This window comes from Morganella sp. EGD-HP17 (assembly GCF_000512315.2).
Classification (GTDB): Bacteria; Pseudomonadota; Gammaproteobacteria; order Enterobacterales; family Enterobacteriaceae; genus Morganella; species Morganella morganii.
In genome coordinates this window covers 1-17396 of sequence record NZ_AZRH01000024.1, presented here as the reverse complement: position 1 = coordinate 17396, position 17396 = coordinate 1, and the positions used below count along the sequence as shown (strand labels likewise).

Below are 17396 nucleotides of genomic sequence, written 5' to 3'. Positions count from 1 at the left end.
CGGACTTTAAAAACCGCGTGATTGAGAACACCCTGCGCCCGGCACCGGTGGAGGGGCTGGAAACTGACACGGCGTCCCATACCGTCTGGTATGACCCGGCGTTTACGGTCAGACAGGATCTCGCTGACGACAAAGGCCGTGTGTTCGCCCGTAAGGGGCAGCAGGTGAATCCGCTGGAGAGTATCGCGTTTGCGCAGACCCTCTATTTTCTCGATGCCGATGACCCGCGTCAGGTTGCCTGGATGAACGCACAGAAACCGGCCACCGTCCGTTACAAGGTGATCCTGACCCGGGGCAATATCCGTGAGGCGTCGGACACCTTAAACACGCGGATTTACTTTGATCAGGGCGGGGCGCTGACGTCACAGCTGGGGATCCGCTATATCCCGGCGGTGGTCACGCAGGAAGGTAACCGGCTGCGGATTGTGTCCGCCGCCATGACGGAGGGGCAGCCGTGAAAACAGGATGGATTGCGCTCGGTTTTGCCGTGTTTTTTCTCACCGCGCCGGTGAACGCAGACCCCGGGTGTGACGGAAAATTCGTCAACCCGATCACCGATATCTGCTGGAACTGTCTGTTCCCGATGACCATCGGCAGCTCCGTCGTTTTTTCGGGCAGTGAACCGGATACGGAAAATCCGGCATCACCTGTCCAGATTTGCCCGGTCCCGCCGCCGGTTTTTCAGCGGATAGGGCTGGCGATCGGCTACTGGGAGCCGTTTGCGCTCACCGATGTGACCCGTTCCCCGTACTGCATGGTCAATCTCGGCGGGTTTAACCTCAGTGCAGGCAAAATGGGCAGCGGAAAAGGCACACAGAATGACCCGGCCACCCAGGGGGCGTTTTATCATGTCCACTGGTACAAATACCCGCTGACCTACTGGCTCAATATCATTACCTCCGCCGGGTGTCTGCAGGCCGGGGATATGGATATCGGCTACCTGTCCGAACTTGACCCGATGTGGGAGGACAGTTCCCTGTCTTCGGTGATTGCCCCGGAGGCGTTTGTCTTTGCCAACCCCGTCGCACAGGGTGCCTGTGCGGCGGATGCCATTGCCGGTGCGTTTGATAAACCGCTCAATGCCCTGTTCTGGTGTGCCGGTTCCCAGGGCAGCATGTACCCGTTCACCGGCTATACCCCCAATGAGTTCAGCCCGCAGGCGTCTTCTGTCCTGCTGTCGGAGCGGATGGCATTCAAACTGCACCGGCAGGGCATGATCATGAACAGTATCGGTAAAAATAAAGCCGTCTGCTATGAATACCCGTCCCCCGTTATGCCGAAAGACCGTTACCGCTATCAGATGGTAAACATGTACCCGGACACCGCCCGGTGTCACCCGTTCGGCCGCTCAGTCATGCACTGGCAGGTTGGTCACGCCTCTCCGGCCAGCCGGAAAAACTTCGGCTACCTTATCTGGCGCAAACGCAACTGTGTTTTTCTGTAAGGGATAATCCCATGAAAAAAATAATATTAACCCTGTTACTCACCGGACTGACGGCCGTTGCGGCCACCGCCGGAACGGTGCAGGAACAGCAGCAGTTTATTGAGTCGCTGCGGGACAAAAGCCAGTCCCTGCGTGAGGCGCCGCCGGCGCTTCCGGAAACGGCCGCACAGGGTGAACTCAGTGAGACTGACGCGGCATGGCTGGCGCAGCTGCAGCAACGCCGTCAGCAGGACAGTCAGGCATCACAGCCGCGCGCGCAGTCAGACGCCCTGTACCTGATTTCGTTCTCCGTGCCGGAAGACGGCCTGAAACTGATGATCCCGGAAGCGGCCGGATTCGGGATACCGTCAGTGATTAACGGGCTTATTGACAATGATTTCCGCAAAACCGCCGCCGCCGTGTTCCGGCTGACAAAAGAGAATGAACACAGCGGGGTGCAGATTGACCCGACTGCGTTTGACCGTTTCGGTATCCGTCAGGTGCCTGCGCTGGTTGTCCGCTGCGGGGAGCAGTATGACGTGGTGTACGGCAACCTGAAAATCGGCAGTGCGCTGGAAGCGGTCGCCCGTGACGGTGAATGTGCGGACACCGCGAAACGGCTGCTGAATAAGGAGAGCCGCGATGATTAACCGGAATACGGTGCTGCTGTTATGTCTGTCCGCCGGTTTTGCCGGTGCTCAGAGTGATTACGATGCCGGGTCCCGCTTTGCGCATGAGCAGAAAGGACAGGGCACCGGCGCGATGCAGAACATGAAGCCGGAGGAGATTATCCCCGGGTATACCGCCAGTCCGCCGGAAAGCGGCTATTACGGCGGTGTGCAGGCCGGTGCGGCGCCGGATCTTGAGAATGCCGGAGCGGAGGCGCTGCATAACACGGAGGCCGGAAACACAGTGACTGACGTCATTAAAAACCGGCCGCCGGACAGGCCGGATTTGGATGCCCCGTTTATCAGTAACGGACTGACTGTCCGGGACAATGCGGAGACCATCACCGGCGGCACCGATGTGCCGTGCAAAGACGTGACCCTGGATAAAACCGATATCACCACGCATTACTGTGAACGGTCACCGGCGGTACAGCTGGCCTGTACGCGCAAAGCGGTGGTGAACTTTAAGGAAAAGGTCATCACCACAACCGAAACCAAAACCTGGGCATTCGGGGACGGCGGCCGTAATCCGGATCATTATTCCCGCTCCGGGGACAACTTCACGTATGTGTTTCCGTATGAGGGCAGAATTACCGGCGCGGTCTGGGCTTCCAAAAAGGGGACTGGCCGGGCGGCCACGGTGACCTCTTATCTTTTCGGCACCTCTGTCACGTATAACACCCGCAATGCAGCCACCGCCGCGTTTTACCCGGTGAAAACCAATTTCAGGCAGGGAGAGCATTTTGTGGTGACACATCCCGGCAGTTACGGTTCTGTCCAGAGTATCACCAGTTATCCGCTGCGCATCACCCTGACCATCGCGGTTGATAAGAAAGAGGTCACGTATGAGCCGTATACTGAATGGGTGGAAAACTGCCCGTTCGATAAATCGCAGGAAGTGAAACTCTCAACACAGTGTACGGAGGCGGGCGGCACCCGAACCGTTGAGTACGGCGGTAAAAAATACCCGGTGCACAGTGACTGCTGGCAGTATACCGACAACTATATTTCCCGGGAGGCGGATAACGGCTCCTGTGATGCGCTGATGAACGATCCCGCCTGTACCCTGGCAAAAACCACCTGTACCGAACAATCCGGCGCGGCCTGTCTGCGCGAACAGGCAGTCTTTTCCTGTGAGAAAAAAGTCAGTGCCGCCGGGCAGTTATGCGGTATGGATCTGGTCTGTACCAGCGGTGAATGTGACCAGATTAACAGCGGCAGTGTGAATGATTTTCAGCATGCGGTCTCCGCACTGGCGGCAGTGGCCGCCGCCGGTGAGGATGTGGCGGCACTCAGTGATGAGATGGATATCCGTGCCTTTACCGGGCAGGGGCAGTCCTGCCGTCAGGCCGCCGCCGGGTTCAGTAACTGCTGTAAAAACAGCGGCTGGGGTAATGATGCCGGACTGGCCGGATGCGACAGTGAGGAAAAAGCCATCGGTAAGGCAAAAGACCGCAGACTGGCGGTGTATGTCGGTACGTACTGCTCAAATAAGGTGCTCGGCGTCTGTCTGCAGAAAAAAGAAGGTTACTGCGTGTTTGACAGCAAGCTCGCCAAAATTGTCCAGGAGCAGGGGCGGAGCTGGCAGCTGGGGATCGGTTTCGGCAGCGGGAATAATCCGGACTGCCGGGGCATCACCATTGATGAGCTGCAGGCCATTGATTTTGACCGTCTCAATTTCGCGGACTTCTATGAGGATATGGAAAGCGGCACGGATATTCCGGCAGACCAGGAACTGATTGACAGGGTGAAAGAACAGATCAGCAGCAATGTGCAGCGGGGGACACAGCCATGAGAAAACCCGCACTGATGACCCTGCTGTGTCTGTGGGCCGCTGCCGCCGGAGCGCAGCCCGGTGCGGAGCAGCCGCAGACACACACCTATGCGGATGATCCGCTGACCGGCTGGCACTGGTACAACGAACCGCAGCCGGAGGAGGACGATGAGAGCGAACCGCCGCCGGAGGACACTGTTCCGTTGTCCTCGCTGCCTGCCACGGTGCAGAAAAAAGTGATGCAGAAGCTGACACAGGAGGCGCTGGACACCGCGATTATGATGCCCGGTGCGGAAAATGCCGCGCGGTTTCTGTCCCTGCAGCGTTACTGGCTGACGAAGTCCGCCGAATTTGAGCGGTCAGCCCGCAAAGCCCTGCTGTACTATCCCGCACTGGATTACAACCTCGAACACAGCCACTACAACAGCACGGTGCCACTGCAGCTGGCGGCCACCCGGGAGAAAGAGGAACAGGCTGTCCGCGACCTGTCCGGCCGTTACGGGTTATTTCTGTTTTACCGGGGCCGTGAGCCGGTTGATAACCAGATGAGCACCGTGGTCGCGCAGTTTGCGCAGGATAACGGGATCACCCTGATTCCGGTCAGCATGGACGGGGCACGCAGTGACGCGCTGCCCGGCACCCGGACGGACAGCGGACAGGCCGCCGCCATGGGGGTGAGCCATTTTCCGGCACTCTATCTGGTTGACCCCGCCACTGAACACTACCAGCCGCTGGCGTTCGGTTTTATGACGCAGGACGCGCTGTCCCGCCGTTTTCTTGAGATAGCGACCGATTTTGCCGCGGATTAACAGAAGGATTTACCGATGAAAAAACTGACTCTGACCACCCTGCTTGAAAATATTTTCCTGTTTGCGGGCGGTGCGTTACTGGCCGCGTCCCTGCTGTTTTACGTGCTGGCCGACATGATGATGAATAACCGCGTGTTGTCTGACGGCAGCGGCATTCCGGCGGACTTTATCCGCGACAGCGGCACGGTGTTTATCTTTGCGACCGGCGCGGCGTTCAGTCTGACCGGCCTGATTTACAGCGGACTCAATGCCTGGAAAAAGTTTGTCAGCGGCAAACCGGCAGCGGGGAAATCCGTATGAAACGTCTGTGTATTCTGCTGCTGATGGTGTGCTTACCGGCCGCGGCAGGCACCCTGGAGGATATCGCCGCGCTGGAGGCGGCCAAAGGACAGAAAACCCCGGGCAGTGACACTGTCACCGCACCCGCCCCGCTGCGCCGTGCCCCGGCGCCGCGTCCGTATGCCCTGCCGGACGGGCGGACAGTCAACCTGAACGATTACACCCTGGTGCTGTTTATGCAGTCGGAGTGTATTTACTGCCGCCAGTTTGACCCGCTGCTGAAACAGTGGGCGGACATGCGCGGATTTAAGGTGTTTGTCTACAGCCTGAACGGGCAGGGCGACCCGTCTTTTCCGGATGCGATACCGGCACCTCAGTCCGTGGTGCAGACCTTTTTCGCAGGCGGGATACCGGTGATGACGCCGACCCTGTTTCTGGTGGAGGTCAACACCCTGAAAACCGCGCCGCTGGCGCAGGGATTAACCCCGCTGCCGGAGATTGAAAACCGGCTGCACCGTACCCTGATGGCGGCACAGTCGTAACCTGTTATTTATCCTGTTTAATAAAGGAAAAGACGCGGTGATTTTATGCTGAAACGAAAAATTGCATTCCGGCTGACAGTGAGCGCCTTGTATCTGGCAGGCTGCTTTCTGCTTTATTTCGGCACGCTGAATTTTGATGACCTTGATCTGATTACATCCTCCCGTGATTTTGACTATGTGGCGGATGCGTATTTGTTTGCGTTGTGCGGTTCCGGGATGGCGGCTGTCCCGGTAGTCTGCCTGTGGCTGGAGTTCAGCGTGACCCGGCGTTTTGCCCGTCTGATGTTCTGGTGGCGGCGTTATTACGGGTGTGTCATTGCATCGGCCGCGGCGGCTGTTTTTCTCTGGTTCAGGAGTCACGCTGCGGTTGCGTATCCTTACAGCGACAATACAGTGACTTTTTTGCTGATTGGCGGCTGGTACGGGTTGGTTCTGAACCTCTGCATAATGCGTGCGCACCGCACACGACTGACATCACGGTGAAGAATATATGTCAGTGATCCTCAAAAAATCCGCCCCGATGATCATTAACACCTGTTGTCATTCTTTTTATACCGGCAGCCTTCTGCCGCCGGCATTTCTTCCTTTCTGACTCTGTATCCGGCCGTTTTCGGCCGGAATCAATCTGTATTTATCAGCGGCGGATTTCCGCCGGGAGACACAATCATGAATAAAAAAACAGTGGTATTTGTTCATCCTGATTATAAGAATCGGTCGCAGAGCGCATTTGACCGTGCGTTTGTTTACCTGATTGCGGCATATCTTCTCTGGGTATTTATGACATTTGTATTTTGCGGGATATGGCCTGAAGGAACGGAGGCTGTTCCGGAACACGAACTGCGGTTCAAAGATATTATGAATGCCGCCATGTACCTGATTCCGGAGACGCTGGCCGGTCTGGGGACAGCGAATCTGTTTCTGGTTTTCTGGTACAGTATTCTGTTACCGGTTTGCAATATGACGGATTACGGTCTGTCCGTTCTGTTCCGTAAAATCACCCGCCGGGGGAAAAACCATGAATAAACAGGCATTTTCCCTGTTACTGGCCGGGTTTCTGTTCTCCGGCGCGGCGGCAGCGGATGTGAACGGTGATATGAATAAGTTTTTCAACAAGCTGGGGTTTGACAGTAACGTCACCGGTGCCGCCGCCTGGCAGGGACAGGCCGCCGGGTACGCCACCGGGGGCAATATCTTTCTGCGTAACCAGGTGAAACAGCTGCAGATTGTCTCGTTTACCCCGCCGTCCCTCAATGCCGGCTGCGGCGGCATTGATGCCTATCTCGGGTCATTCTCCTACCTCAACAGTGAGCAAATCACCCAGTTTGTGCAGCAGCTGATGACCAACGCCGCCGGATACCTGTTTGACCTCGCCCTGCAGACCACCGTGCCGGAGCTGAAATCCGCCAAAGATTTCCTGCAGAAAATGGCCTCGGACATCAACAGTACCAACATTTCCTCCTGTCAGGCGGCGCAGGGCATTATCGGCGGCCTCTGGCCGACCAACTCCGTCCAGAGCCAGAAAATCTGTCAGGACATCGGCGGGGAAACCAATATGTTCGCGGACTGGGCGGCCTCCCGTCAGGGCTGTACGGTGGGCGGAAAAATGGACAGCGCGTTTGATAAGTCACCCGACAATATGAAAGACCAGGTGATGCGCAATAAGAACCTGATGTGGGAGGTGCTGAAAAAAAACCGCATGCTCGACGGGAATGATGAGCTGAAAGAACTGGTGATGAACCTTACCGGTACGATTATTTTCGGCCCGACAAACGGGGATGTGAGATTCATTCCCGTGAAAGCCGACCGGCAGGACGTCATCAAAGCCCTGATGTACGGCGGACAGATTGAAATCAACGGGTGTGTGTCCGTGGGGGACTGTCTGGAACTGCGCACCAAAACTATCACCGTCAGTCAGAAAAATGCGCTCAATGAGATGGTGATAAACAATATCAAAGGGATTCAGGGCAAACTGCAGTCGGATGTCCCGTTGTCAGTCGGGGAGAAGGGGTTTATCCAGAGCACCTCTGTTCCCATCCTGCGCTACCTTGTTGACCCGATGATGCTCAATATCAAAAGTTCCGTTTTACCGGCGCTGTCGGACTACATTGCCTATGACATTTTATTCCAGTATCTGCAGGAGCTGATTGATCAGGCCAGAGTACAGATGAACAGCAAAAACTTTCCGGAATCGAACATGAAATCGTTACGGGAAAATATCTCGGAGGCCAACCGCCAGCTGGAGTCCCTGCAGCAGGCGGTGGAGGTAAAATCCAATGTGCTGTTGGATCTGGACAGGCAGATGAGTTATCTGCGCCAGCAGACCTCCAGTCAGCTGCAGGAGCGTTTTCAGCAGAATTACCGGTTTAATATTGTCTCACCGGAACCGAAGGGGAGTAACGGCAATGGCGGTTGATACAGTCTATGTGATGGCAGGCGGTGCCTACATGGCACAGATTTTCAACGGTGTGGCAACGATGGTCGGCACCTCCGCGTGGGATTCCATGATGCGGATAGTGATGCTGATTTCCGGGATGAGTGCGCTGGCGGTCTATATGCGGGCGCATGACCCGAAGGAACTGGTGAAATTTGTCGCGTTTATGATCCTGATCACCAGTGTGCTGCTTATTCCGAAACGTTCCGTGCAGATTATTGACCGCAGTGACCCGACCGGCGTGTACCGCGTGGATAATGTGCCGCTGGGGCTGGCCGTTCCGGCGAAATTTATCACCAGTATCGGCACGGATATCACCGAAATCTATGAACGTCTGTTCCATCAGCCGGACTCCCTGATGTACAGCAAAACCGGGATGCTGTACGGGGCGGATCTGGTCGGCAACGCCAGTGATATGATGACGGTGAACGGTGACCTGGCCGAACTGATGGGGATGTACGTCAAAAACTGTGTGATTGGCGACATCATGATTAATCACAAGTATTCCTTTCAGGAGCTGATGAACAGCCGGGAACCGTATACCCTGATATTCCGTCAGCCCAGTCCGCTGCGCGGTGTGATGGTGCCGTACGGCAACAGTGAGGCACCGGAGGAGGGGTTCTGGACATGTGAGATGCTGGCGAAAAATGCGCTGATGCCGAAGCTGGGGATCGACACCTCTCCGGGCGGGAAGACCTGGGAATACAACGTCCGCCGGTTGTTCGGCGGGGCGCCGAATGCGAATGTGCTGTACGCCACGCTGCTCGGTGACAGCTTCAATTATTATTATCAGGGCGGGCAGACCGCCAGTCAGCTGATGCGCACGTCAGTCGTGATGAATGCGCTGCGCAACGGTTTCAGCGCCTACAGTGCCCAGAGCGGGGATACGGCCAGCCTGGTGAATCTCTCGTCCACCTCATCCTATAACAAAATGCGGTTAAGCTGGGCGACCTCCGGCTCCATCGGGGTGAAATTTCTGCCGCTGATGAACACGATCCTGCTGGCGCTGATTTTTGCGTTGTTCCCGATCACCATTTTACTGGCGACAATTCATGCGCTGACCATCGGCATGCTGAAAAACTACATTTTCAGTATTATCTATCTGCAGTCATGGCCGCCGATGTTTGCCATTCTCAACAGCGCCGCCTCATTCTACCTGCGCGGTAAAACCGGCGGCACGGAGTTTAACCTCGCCAATCTGGCGTCGGTACAGTCCATGCACAGTGATATCGGGCTGGTCGCGGGCTGGCTGACCCTGTCCATTCCGTTTATCGCTTACGGGATTGTGAAAGGGATGGGGTCGGTGGTCTCGCAGGCCGGTAACTACCTCGGCACGGCGATTAACAGCGCTGCCACCGCGTCATCATCCCAGGCGGCGGACGGCAACTGGTCATTCAGCAATATGCAGACGGACAATGTCTCCGGGAACAAATGGGATACCAACTATTCGCACCGTGAGGGACAGACGACACAGCAGCTTGCCAGCGGTGCCACGGTGACGCAGACGGCCAGCGGGCAGATGGTGTATGACAGCTCAACCGGCACGTCCCGGCTGCCGGTGTCTATCAAAGGCTCGGATGTCACGGCCGGCACACTGCAGGAGATGGCACGCAGCTCGGATGCTCAGGCGTCCTCCGCCCAGCACGGTTACCAGAGCAGTGTGAACAGCGGCTGGAATCAGCTGAGTCAGTTCTCCACGCAGACAGGTAACAGTGCGACACTGTCCTCGGGCACGGATTCCGGTATGACCGCGAACCAGTCACAGGCGGTGGCGAAAATGCAGAATGCGGTCAGTACGGTCGCGAAAAACCAGGGAGTCTCCAAACGTGAAGCCTATGAAATGCTGATGAACAATCAGGTGAGCAGCGGATACAGTTATGGCGGCAAAGTTAGTGGTGGAGGTAATACACCAACCGTATTTGGATTTAAGGCAGGCGCGGAAATTTACGCAGAGCACAGTAATTCAGATCGTGACAGCATCACCAAAGGCACCCAGGAAAGCGGCAGCCGGAATACCGATTACCATTACGGACAGAATGTCCAGGCGCAGAAGGACTTCCGCGAAGGCTGGGATGTGCTGGAGAGTGAACGGATGAGTCACGGCACCAGTCAGAACGACAACACCGCGAGTTCGGATGTTGATCAGTTTGCGGCCACTCTGTCAGTCAGCCAGAACAGTTATGACCAGTATATGACCAGCCGGACGCGCAGTCAGGAATACAGCGAGATGGCCTCACTGGCGAAAAGTCACAGTGCACAGATTGACCGTAACTTTGACCAGCAGTTTGTAAATTACGTCATGGAAAAAACACCGGGCAGTGCAGACCGTATTCTGAGTGACACCTCATCCCCGGACGTTGCCCGCGAGCGTGACGTGCTGGCGAAGTCGTTTGCGGAAGAGCGGATAGTTCCGCAGCTGGAGTCGGAACATGCGGCGAATAAAGCGAAAGTCAGTGACTCTGTTGAATCGGGTGTACTAAATCATTCATTAGCAACAGAAGTGACGGATAATTTTGAAAATAACAAAGGAAAAATTTCAGAAATGAGCGACAAGGCAAATATTCGGCGGGATATTCCTGGTAAAGTGACTGAGCGGTGGTCTGAAACTGAACGTCATATTCGTGATAACCGAGATAAAGTGGCGGAAGGAAAACAGGTTCTGGAAGACCAGAAAGTGATTGCTGTGACGGAAAATCAGGTACAGCAGGTACGGCATGCTGGGAATTTTAATCAGGCTAAAAATGAGCAGAAACTGAATCCGGAAGTTCAGGAAAGAGAACAACAGGAACGAGAAAAATTATTAAGTGAACAGAGTTTCAGGCAGCCAAGAAAGTATTAATATCTGGGGCTAATGCATGTAAACCAAAAAAAACAACTTGTTATGCCGAGGTGATTAATATGGGAATATTTTCTAAGACTAAAAAAATTGAGAGTGTATTTACTTCTCATTGTACGGTCTGTTTCACTTCTTCGATTATTCCATCACGAGAGATTATCACTAATTTAGGTATGGTAAAGGCGAGTATTTCTCATCGTTTTAGTGGTTATTACGATGGAGATGATAATTTAATTCAGGACGAATTAATAAAAAAGGCTAATAGTGTTGGCGGTAATGCAATTATAAATTTTAGGTATGAAACTGTCCTCTTTCAGTCTGGTGGTGATGGGTGGAATAATGCGTTTGTTATTGCGTATGGTGATGCTGTTATTATAAGTGACTAAGAAGAATTGGTAGGAGGTCGTTAAGAGCAGCAATGAAAATCAAAATATCTATAAATTGTGAGATTAAATATGAAGATGATTAAAGCCATAATGATTTTCTTTTGTACATCATTTTATGCATTGGCTGATGTCAGTGTGATTGGTATTACTATAAATAAGGATAGCAGAGAGGATGTTTTTGCTAAATATCAAGTTGCATCGGAATATGGTGACGTGCTCGTATTGAATGCCAGCGAAATTCCTTTGGAAGGCGTGTCGTCTGCTGTGGTTGCTTTAGAAGATGGTAAGGTTAAGGCTGTGTCATTAGAATTGAATAAAAATAAATTCAATTATTTTTATGATTTATTGAATGGAAAGTATAAATTAGTAAAAAAAGTAATCCCGCATGTGGGCAATAAATATGCATCTTTTGCTAAGGACGGTGTTTTGGTTTTTTTGGATTCACCTCACTTATCATTTAAAATGGAGTTGTTATATATAGATAAAATATATAATGAGGAGCTAAAAAATAAACAAAAAAAACAAGATGAGGATGAGAAAAAACAGATTGTGGAACAACTATAAGTGCAATTAATTCTAACGCACTTCGTTTGTTAACAGTCCGTTTCCCCGGATAATAAATTTTCCGGGGCAACAGACTGTCCCGTATCAGGAGCTTTTATTATGGCGGATGAAATCGATGTCTCTCAGGCTGAAAGTGATTTTTTACTGTCTTTGCGGTTAAGTGCACGGGCGCAATTTCAGGGGGAAAGTGCAGAGCACTGCACGGACTGCGGAGAGACGATACCTGTTGTCCGGCGGAAATCCCTGCCGGGTGTGCGGTACTGTGTGTTTTGTTCAGAGCAGAGGGAGAAATTGTCTGCACGCGGAGTCTGAGCGTTATTCACACTGAAAATACCGGTGCTGCGTCATGTTGTTTGTCATGATGGTGTCGCGGGAGGTTTTGCGGTACAACCTCCCGCAGTACGGCGGTCAACGTTACCGGAACATTCCGGACTTAACGGCGTGATCGGATTCAGACATGGAGTATTTATCGACGGTATCGCCGTCAAACATCACCACCAGTTCTTTTTTCACCCCGGACGAGGATGAGCCGAACAGATTAACAACGGGAATATAATTCACGGCATCCGATGAAATATCCGTAAATTCATATTTCCAGATTTCTTTTCCGCCGTCAGTAAATGTGGTTTCCGCCGGTGAGCCGAATGCTTTTTTCACATCACTTTTTGTTGACGTTCCCTGTGTTATTTTCGTTTTCACCGATTCTTCCGTTTCCTTTTTCAGTGACTGGTTACCGGCATTAACACAACCGGTCAGAGATAATACGGACAGGGCAATCACCGAAGCAATAAATACTTTTCTCATCAATTAATTCCTTTGATTCCGGGTTTAAATAAAACCTGTGCATATTAATCACTTTTTAGTCCGGACTAAAGAAAAACATCAGTGCGGAATGTGAGGTGTCCGGCAGAGTTATTATTTTCTTTGCCTGATTACCGCAGTGATTACTTATTTAATAAGTTAAAGTTTTCACGGAGACTATTTGTCATGAGTTCAACGAAACATATTACCCAGGGCGGCCAGGTATTCGGCTACATGCTCGGAATGTTTATGCAGGTGAATAAACGGATTTCATTTTACCTGATATTATTTTACCTGATTCTGACCCCGGTTATTTTTTATCTGAAAGTCCCGCTGCAGGAAATTAAAAACGGCGGTCTTTACTGGTGGTTATATTTTATGTCTCCCGGGGAAAAAGCCTTATACCGGGTGCCGCCGGTGTACGATATCCGTTTTGACGGTTCGGTGTATCACTTCACGTCAGTGAATATCTTAAAAGACCCGTACATGACCTATGCCGGGGATATTTTTCTGCAGGAACTCTGGTTATCCCTGTTCTGGTCTTCTGTCCTGGTGCTGCTGCTGGCGTTTGTGGTCTATTCCCTGCTGCACCGGCTGGGCGAAAAGCAGGCCAGAGACGAGACAACCGGCGGCCGTGAGCTGACAGAGGATGTCAGTGCCGTTGCCCGTCAGATGCAGCGCCGCCGTGAGGCGTCCCCCATCCGGATTGATAAGCTGCCGCTCATTCTCAACAGTGAAGTCAAAAACATACTGATGCACGGTACGCCCGGCTCCGGTAAATCCAATACCATCAACAAACTGCTGCTGCAGCTGCGTGAGCGCGGCGATATGGTGATCATCTTCGACAAAGGCTGTTCCCTGGTCAAAAAGCACTTTAATGAAAACCGCGACAAATTACTCAATCCGCTGGATGCGCGGTGTGAGAACTGGGATCTGTGGCGCGAATGCCTGACAACCCCCGATTTTGACAGTATGTCCAATACCCTTATCCCGCAGGGCACCAAAGAAGATCCGTTCTGGACGGGATCTGCCCGGACCATCTTCACGGCGGTGGCGGCAAAGCTGAGAAACGACCCGGAACGCTCTTACAACAGGCTGCTGCGTACCCTGCTGGCCATCGATTTAAAGGCGCTGCGGGAGTATGTGGCCGGAACCGAGGCCAGTAACCTGATGGAGGAGAAGGTCGAGAAAACGGCGATTTCCATCCGGGGTGTGCTGACCAACTACGTCAAGGCACTGCGCTACCTGCAGGGGATTGAGCGTAACGGCAAAGCCCCGTTTGCCATCCGTGAGTGGATGAGGCAGGCCAATGAGCCGAAAAAACCGCACGGCTGGCTGTGGATCACCAGTAATGCCCGGCAGCACGAATCCTTAAAACCGCTGATCTCGATGTGGCTGGCACAGGCGGCCAACTGTGTGCTGGAAATGAATGAGAATCCGGAACGGCGTATCTGGTTTATCTATGATGAGCTGGCCTCCCTGCACAAACTCCCCGAATTACCGCAGGTACTGTCCGAAGCCCGTAAATTCGGCGGCTGTTTTGTGCTGGGATTCCAGAACAAACCGCAGCTGGACTTCACCTACGGGGCGGATTATGCCGATGCCATGATGGATTTGCTCAACACGCGGTTCTTTTTCCGCTCCCCTGACCAGAATGTGGCGATGTGGGTGCGTGACCAGCTGGGGCAGAAGCGGGCAAAACTCTTTAACGAACAGTACAGCTACGGCGCGGATACCGTGCGTGACGGGGTGTCGTTCTCCAAACAGGAGGACGATAAAACCCTGGTGAGTTATTCCGATATCCAGAAACTGCCTGATCTGGAGTGTTATGTCACCCTGCCGGGGGATTATCCGGTGGTCAGAATGAAAATGACCTATGAAAAAATCCGGCCGGTGGCTGCCGAATTTACCCCCCGTGAACTCAATGACAGCCTGGAGCAGGACATCACCGCACGTCTGGACGCCGGGGAGCAGGGTGACGCACGGCTGCAGCGTCTTCTGGACGGCAGCGGCACCCCGGCACCGGAAACCCCGTCCGGTCTTCCGCCGCAGACAGCGGCAGTGCTTGTCGTACCGCCGGTGCTGACAATGGCGGCCGCACACCCGGCGCCGGTGGTTTCTGCCGCTGTTCCGTCCGTGACAACACCGGCGACAGCGGTCACCGCTGAAAACACCACACAGACCACACAGACTGACACTGCCGTGACCGGCGGCCGGGAGCAGGACGTGCCTGACATGGTGATAGACACCGCCACCGGTGAGATTGTGTTTCCGGGAGCAGATGAGCCGGATGCGGAGACCCGGGCTGCCATGTATGAGAATTACAGCGCCCTGCACCAGGAGGAGAAAAATATCGCGGTTCACCGCCGGGCGGAGCCGGATGATCATGACGAACCCGGCTGGGGGGAATGGTAATGCTGAGTGTCGCACCGATAGCCAAAAATGCGGAAAACTACTATACCGCCCGGGATAACTACTATTTTCTCGGCAACGCGGAGTCCCGCTGGCTGGGGAAAGGCGCGGACGTGCTGGGACTGACCGGGGAGGTCAGCAGAGAGCAGCTGCGGGAGATACTGGCCGGGCGTCTGCCGGAGGGCAGCAGCCTGGAGCGCACGGAAAACGGCAAAAACACGCACCGGCAGGGGCATGACCTGACCTTTTCCGCCCCGAAAAGCGTATCGGTACTGGCGGTGGTGCTCGGGGATGAGCGGATGCTTGCCGCGCACAATGCCGCTGTCGCCACGGCACTCGGCGAGGTACAGACACTGGCCTCCACGCGGGTGATGAAAGACGGAAAATCGGCACCGGTCATGACCGGCAATCTGGTGATTGCCGCATTTAACCATGATACCTCCCGTGAGCTTGACCCGCAGCTGCACACCCACGCGCTGGTGATGAATATGACAGCGCATGAGGGGCAGTGGCGGACACTCTCCAGTGACACCCGGAACAAAAGCGGTTTTACGGAGGCGGTTTATGCCTCGCAGGTTGCGCTGGGGCAAATCTACCGCCATGAACTGCGCAGACAGGTGGAATCACTCGGTTACCGGACACAGGAAACCGGTAAGAACGGATTATGGGAAATTGAAGGCGTGCCGGTCGCCCCGTTTTCGCTGCGGCGGCAGCAGATTCTGGACGCGGCAGGGCATGACGCCTCCCTGAAATCCCGGGATGTGGCCGCGCTGGATACGCGGCAGGCCAAACGGACACCGGACAAAGCGGAACTGCTGACGGAGTGGTATGACCGGCTGGATAAAAACGGTTTCGGCAGTGAGGAGCGCAGCCGGTTTAATACGGCCGCGCAATCCCGTGAGCAGGACAGTCTCACCCCGCCGCCGTTACCGGCAGCACTGCAGAAAGCGGCAGATACCGCGCTGGCGGAGGCGGTGAACGCGCTCAGTGAGCGGCAGGTCAGCATGACCTACAGCGCGGTGCTGGCAAAGACCTTAAGCGGACTGGATGCCCGCCCCGGTATCATCACGGTGGTGAGAGGTGCCATTGACCGGGCGATTGAACAGCGTCAGCTGATACCGCTGGACGAACAGAAAGGGCTGTTCACCTCAGCCGCCCACCTGACCGATGAGCTGACCCTGCAGCAGCTGGCGGCGGAGGTGCGGACAGAAAACCGCACACCGGTGTTCCGGGTGCCGGACAGACCGTTCACCGGCACCGCGCAGAAACTGGCAGACACCCTGCCGAACGCGGCCGTGATTGACAGCCGGGGCAACCGGCAGATGCAGCGTGACCGGCTGGCGGAAACCGCCGCCGTTGCCCTGCAGCAGGGACGGACAGTCCTGGTGATTGAGGCGGACAGCAAACACACCCCGCCGCAGGTCAGCGGCACCCTGAGCACAGACAAACGCCGCTGGACAGAAAAACCCGCGCTGCCGGTGAACGGCACCGTGATTGTCACCGGCGCGGAAACCTGGTCACTGAAAGAGACGGTACAGCTGTTTGCGCAGGCAAAAGAGACCAATACCCAGATACTGCTGCTCGACAGTGCCGGTCGCAAAGGCACCGGGAATGCGCTGCGCACCCTGGAGGATGCCGGGGTTGTCCGTTTTGCGGCCGCCGGTAAACCGACGGTGCAGACGGAAATACACAGCATCGGGGACAAACAGCAGCGTTATGCCGCCGTGGCTGCCCGCTATCAGGCACTGCGCCGGGAGGGTGTGCCGGTCACGGTACAGGTGACGGGCACCCGCGAACGGGCGGCACTGACGGACGCGGTCAGGGCGGAACTCACCGCGCAGGGGGTACTGCAGGGCAGCCCGGTCAGTGTCACCCTGCTGACGCCGGTGTGGTCAGACAGCAAAACCCGCCGGGACATCAGTCAGTACCGGGAGGGGATGATACTGGAGCAGTGGCAGGACGGTAGAAAAAGCGCTGAACGTTTCACCGTCACCCGGGTGACGCCTGCCACGCGGAGTGTGACGCTGGAAGACAGCCGGGGACAGTCTCAGGTGATAAAGGTCACAAAACTTGACAGCAGCTGGTCATTGTTTCATCCGGCACAGAAAGCCATTACGGCAGGGGAAACGCTGACCCTGCTCGCAAAACACGGGCGGCTGGCCGCCGGTGACACCCTGACCGTCACCGCAGTGACGGACAGCACCCTGACGGCAGCGCATCACGGCCGCCGGGTGACACTGCCGCTCACAGCCGGTCTCAAAGCGGATTACGCTTATGTGACCACGCCCGGGCAGTCCCTGCCGGATAATCAGGTGGTACTGGCCGCTGCGTCCGTCCGTGATACCCGGGCCGATTTTTTTAACACCGTTGCCCGCAGCGGGGAGAAAGTGGAACTGTTCACCCCGCTCGACAACACCGAAACTGACCGCCGCCTTGCCCGTTCCCCGCACTATCAGACTGTGGCCGCACAA

General features: G+C 54.9%; 17 protein-coding genes. 16 read left to right on the top strand and 1 reads right to left on the bottom strand.

From position 1 onward, the window contains the following. The 14 genes from X965_RS19620 to X965_RS19895 form a co-directional block, all read left to right on the top strand. Positions 1-458: conjugal transfer protein TraW (locus tag X965_RS19620; protein WP_036419481.1), on the top strand; the 458-nt coding region annotated here is incomplete at its 5' end. Further along, positions 455-1444, top strand: coding sequence for a conjugal transfer pilus assembly protein TraU (gene traU, locus X965_RS17825; RefSeq protein ID WP_036419478.1), 990 nt, complete (start codon positions 455-457; stop codon positions 1442-1444). The genes X965_RS19620 and traU, both read left to right, overlap by 4 nt. Positions 1445-1455: 11 nt before the next feature. After that, positions 1456-2073 carry a type-F conjugative transfer system pilin assembly protein TrbC gene (gene trbC, locus X965_RS17820; RefSeq protein ID WP_036419476.1) on the top strand — a complete coding sequence of 206 codons (618 nt, stop codon included), beginning with the start codon at positions 1456-1458 and terminating at the stop codon, positions 2071-2073. After that, positions 2066-3886, top strand: a complete 1821-nt coding sequence (gene traN / locus X965_RS17815; RefSeq protein WP_036419474.1) for a type-F conjugative transfer system mating-pair stabilization protein TraN — start codon at positions 2066-2068, stop codon at positions 3884-3886. The genes trbC and traN overlap by 8 nt, the downstream gene beginning before the upstream one ends. Then, positions 3883-4674, top strand: coding sequence for a type-F conjugative transfer system pilin assembly protein TraF (gene traF / locus X965_RS17810; protein WP_036419471.1), 792 nt, complete (start codon positions 3883-3885; stop codon positions 4672-4674). The genes traN and traF overlap by 4 nt, the downstream gene beginning before the upstream one ends. Before the next feature lie 15 nt (positions 4675-4689). After that, positions 4690-4974 carry a hypothetical protein gene (locus tag X965_RS17805; protein WP_036419468.1) on the top strand — a complete coding sequence of 95 codons (285 nt, stop codon included), beginning with the start codon at positions 4690-4692 and terminating at the stop codon, positions 4972-4974. Beyond that, positions 4971-5495 carry a type-F conjugative transfer system pilin assembly thiol-disulfide isomerase TrbB gene (gene trbB / locus X965_RS17800; protein WP_036419465.1) on the top strand — a complete coding sequence of 175 codons (525 nt, stop codon included), beginning with the start codon at positions 4971-4973 and terminating at the stop codon, positions 5493-5495. The genes X965_RS17805 and trbB overlap by 4 nt, the downstream gene beginning before the upstream one ends. Before the next feature lie 45 nt (positions 5496-5540). Continuing rightward, positions 5541-5978 (top strand): hypothetical protein, encoded by a 438-nt coding sequence (locus tag X965_RS17795; RefSeq protein WP_036419463.1) that lies wholly within the window; start codon positions 5541-5543, stop codon positions 5976-5978. A 183-nt stretch (positions 5979-6161) separates the two neighbouring features. Beyond that, entirely contained in the window at positions 6162-6518 is a 357-nt protein-coding gene (locus X965_RS17790; RefSeq protein ID WP_156341084.1) for a hypothetical protein, read from the top strand. Further along, positions 6511-7908 (top strand): conjugal transfer pilus assembly protein TraH, encoded by a 1398-nt coding sequence (traH, locus tag X965_RS17785; RefSeq protein WP_051997377.1) that lies wholly within the window; start codon positions 6511-6513, stop codon positions 7906-7908. The genes X965_RS17790 and traH overlap by 8 nt, the downstream gene beginning before the upstream one ends. Then, positions 7898-10765, top strand: a complete 2868-nt coding sequence (gene traG, locus X965_RS17780) for a conjugal transfer mating-pair stabilization protein TraG (RefSeq protein ID WP_036419458.1) — start codon at positions 7898-7900, stop codon at positions 10763-10765. Before traH ends, traG begins: the two co-directional genes overlap by 11 nt. Positions 10766-10824: 59 nt before the next feature. Next, on the top strand, positions 10825-11148 hold the full coding sequence (locus X965_RS17775) for a heavy metal-binding domain-containing protein (protein WP_036419455.1): 324 nt from the start codon (positions 10825-10827) through the stop codon (positions 11146-11148). A 69-nt stretch (positions 11149-11217) separates the two neighbouring features. After that, positions 11218-11712, top strand: coding sequence for a hypothetical protein (locus X965_RS17770; RefSeq protein ID WP_051997376.1), 495 nt, complete (start codon positions 11218-11220; stop codon positions 11710-11712). A 99-nt stretch (positions 11713-11811) separates the two neighbouring features. Beyond that, entirely contained in the window at positions 11812-12024 is a 213-nt protein-coding gene (locus X965_RS19895) for a TraR/DksA C4-type zinc finger protein (RefSeq protein ID WP_036419452.1), read from the top strand. A gap of 102 nt (positions 12025-12126) precedes the next feature. Here the strand turns inward: X965_RS19895 and X965_RS17760 are convergent, their stop codons facing one another. After that, positions 12127-12516 carry a hypothetical protein gene (locus X965_RS17760; protein WP_036419450.1) on the bottom strand — a complete coding sequence of 130 codons (390 nt, stop codon included), beginning with the start codon at positions 12514-12516 and terminating at the stop codon, positions 12127-12129. A gap of 183 nt (positions 12517-12699) precedes the next feature. On the opposite strand from X965_RS17760, the gene traD reads away from it, so the two are divergent. Further along, on the top strand, positions 12700-14928 hold the full coding sequence (gene traD, locus X965_RS17755; RefSeq protein WP_036419447.1) for a type IV conjugative transfer system coupling protein TraD: 2229 nt from the start codon (positions 12700-12702) through the stop codon (positions 14926-14928). Then, the coding region (gene mobF, locus X965_RS17750; protein WP_036419444.1) for a MobF family relaxase at positions 14928-17396 on the top strand (2469 nt) is incomplete at its 3' end. The genes traD and mobF, both read left to right, overlap by 1 nt.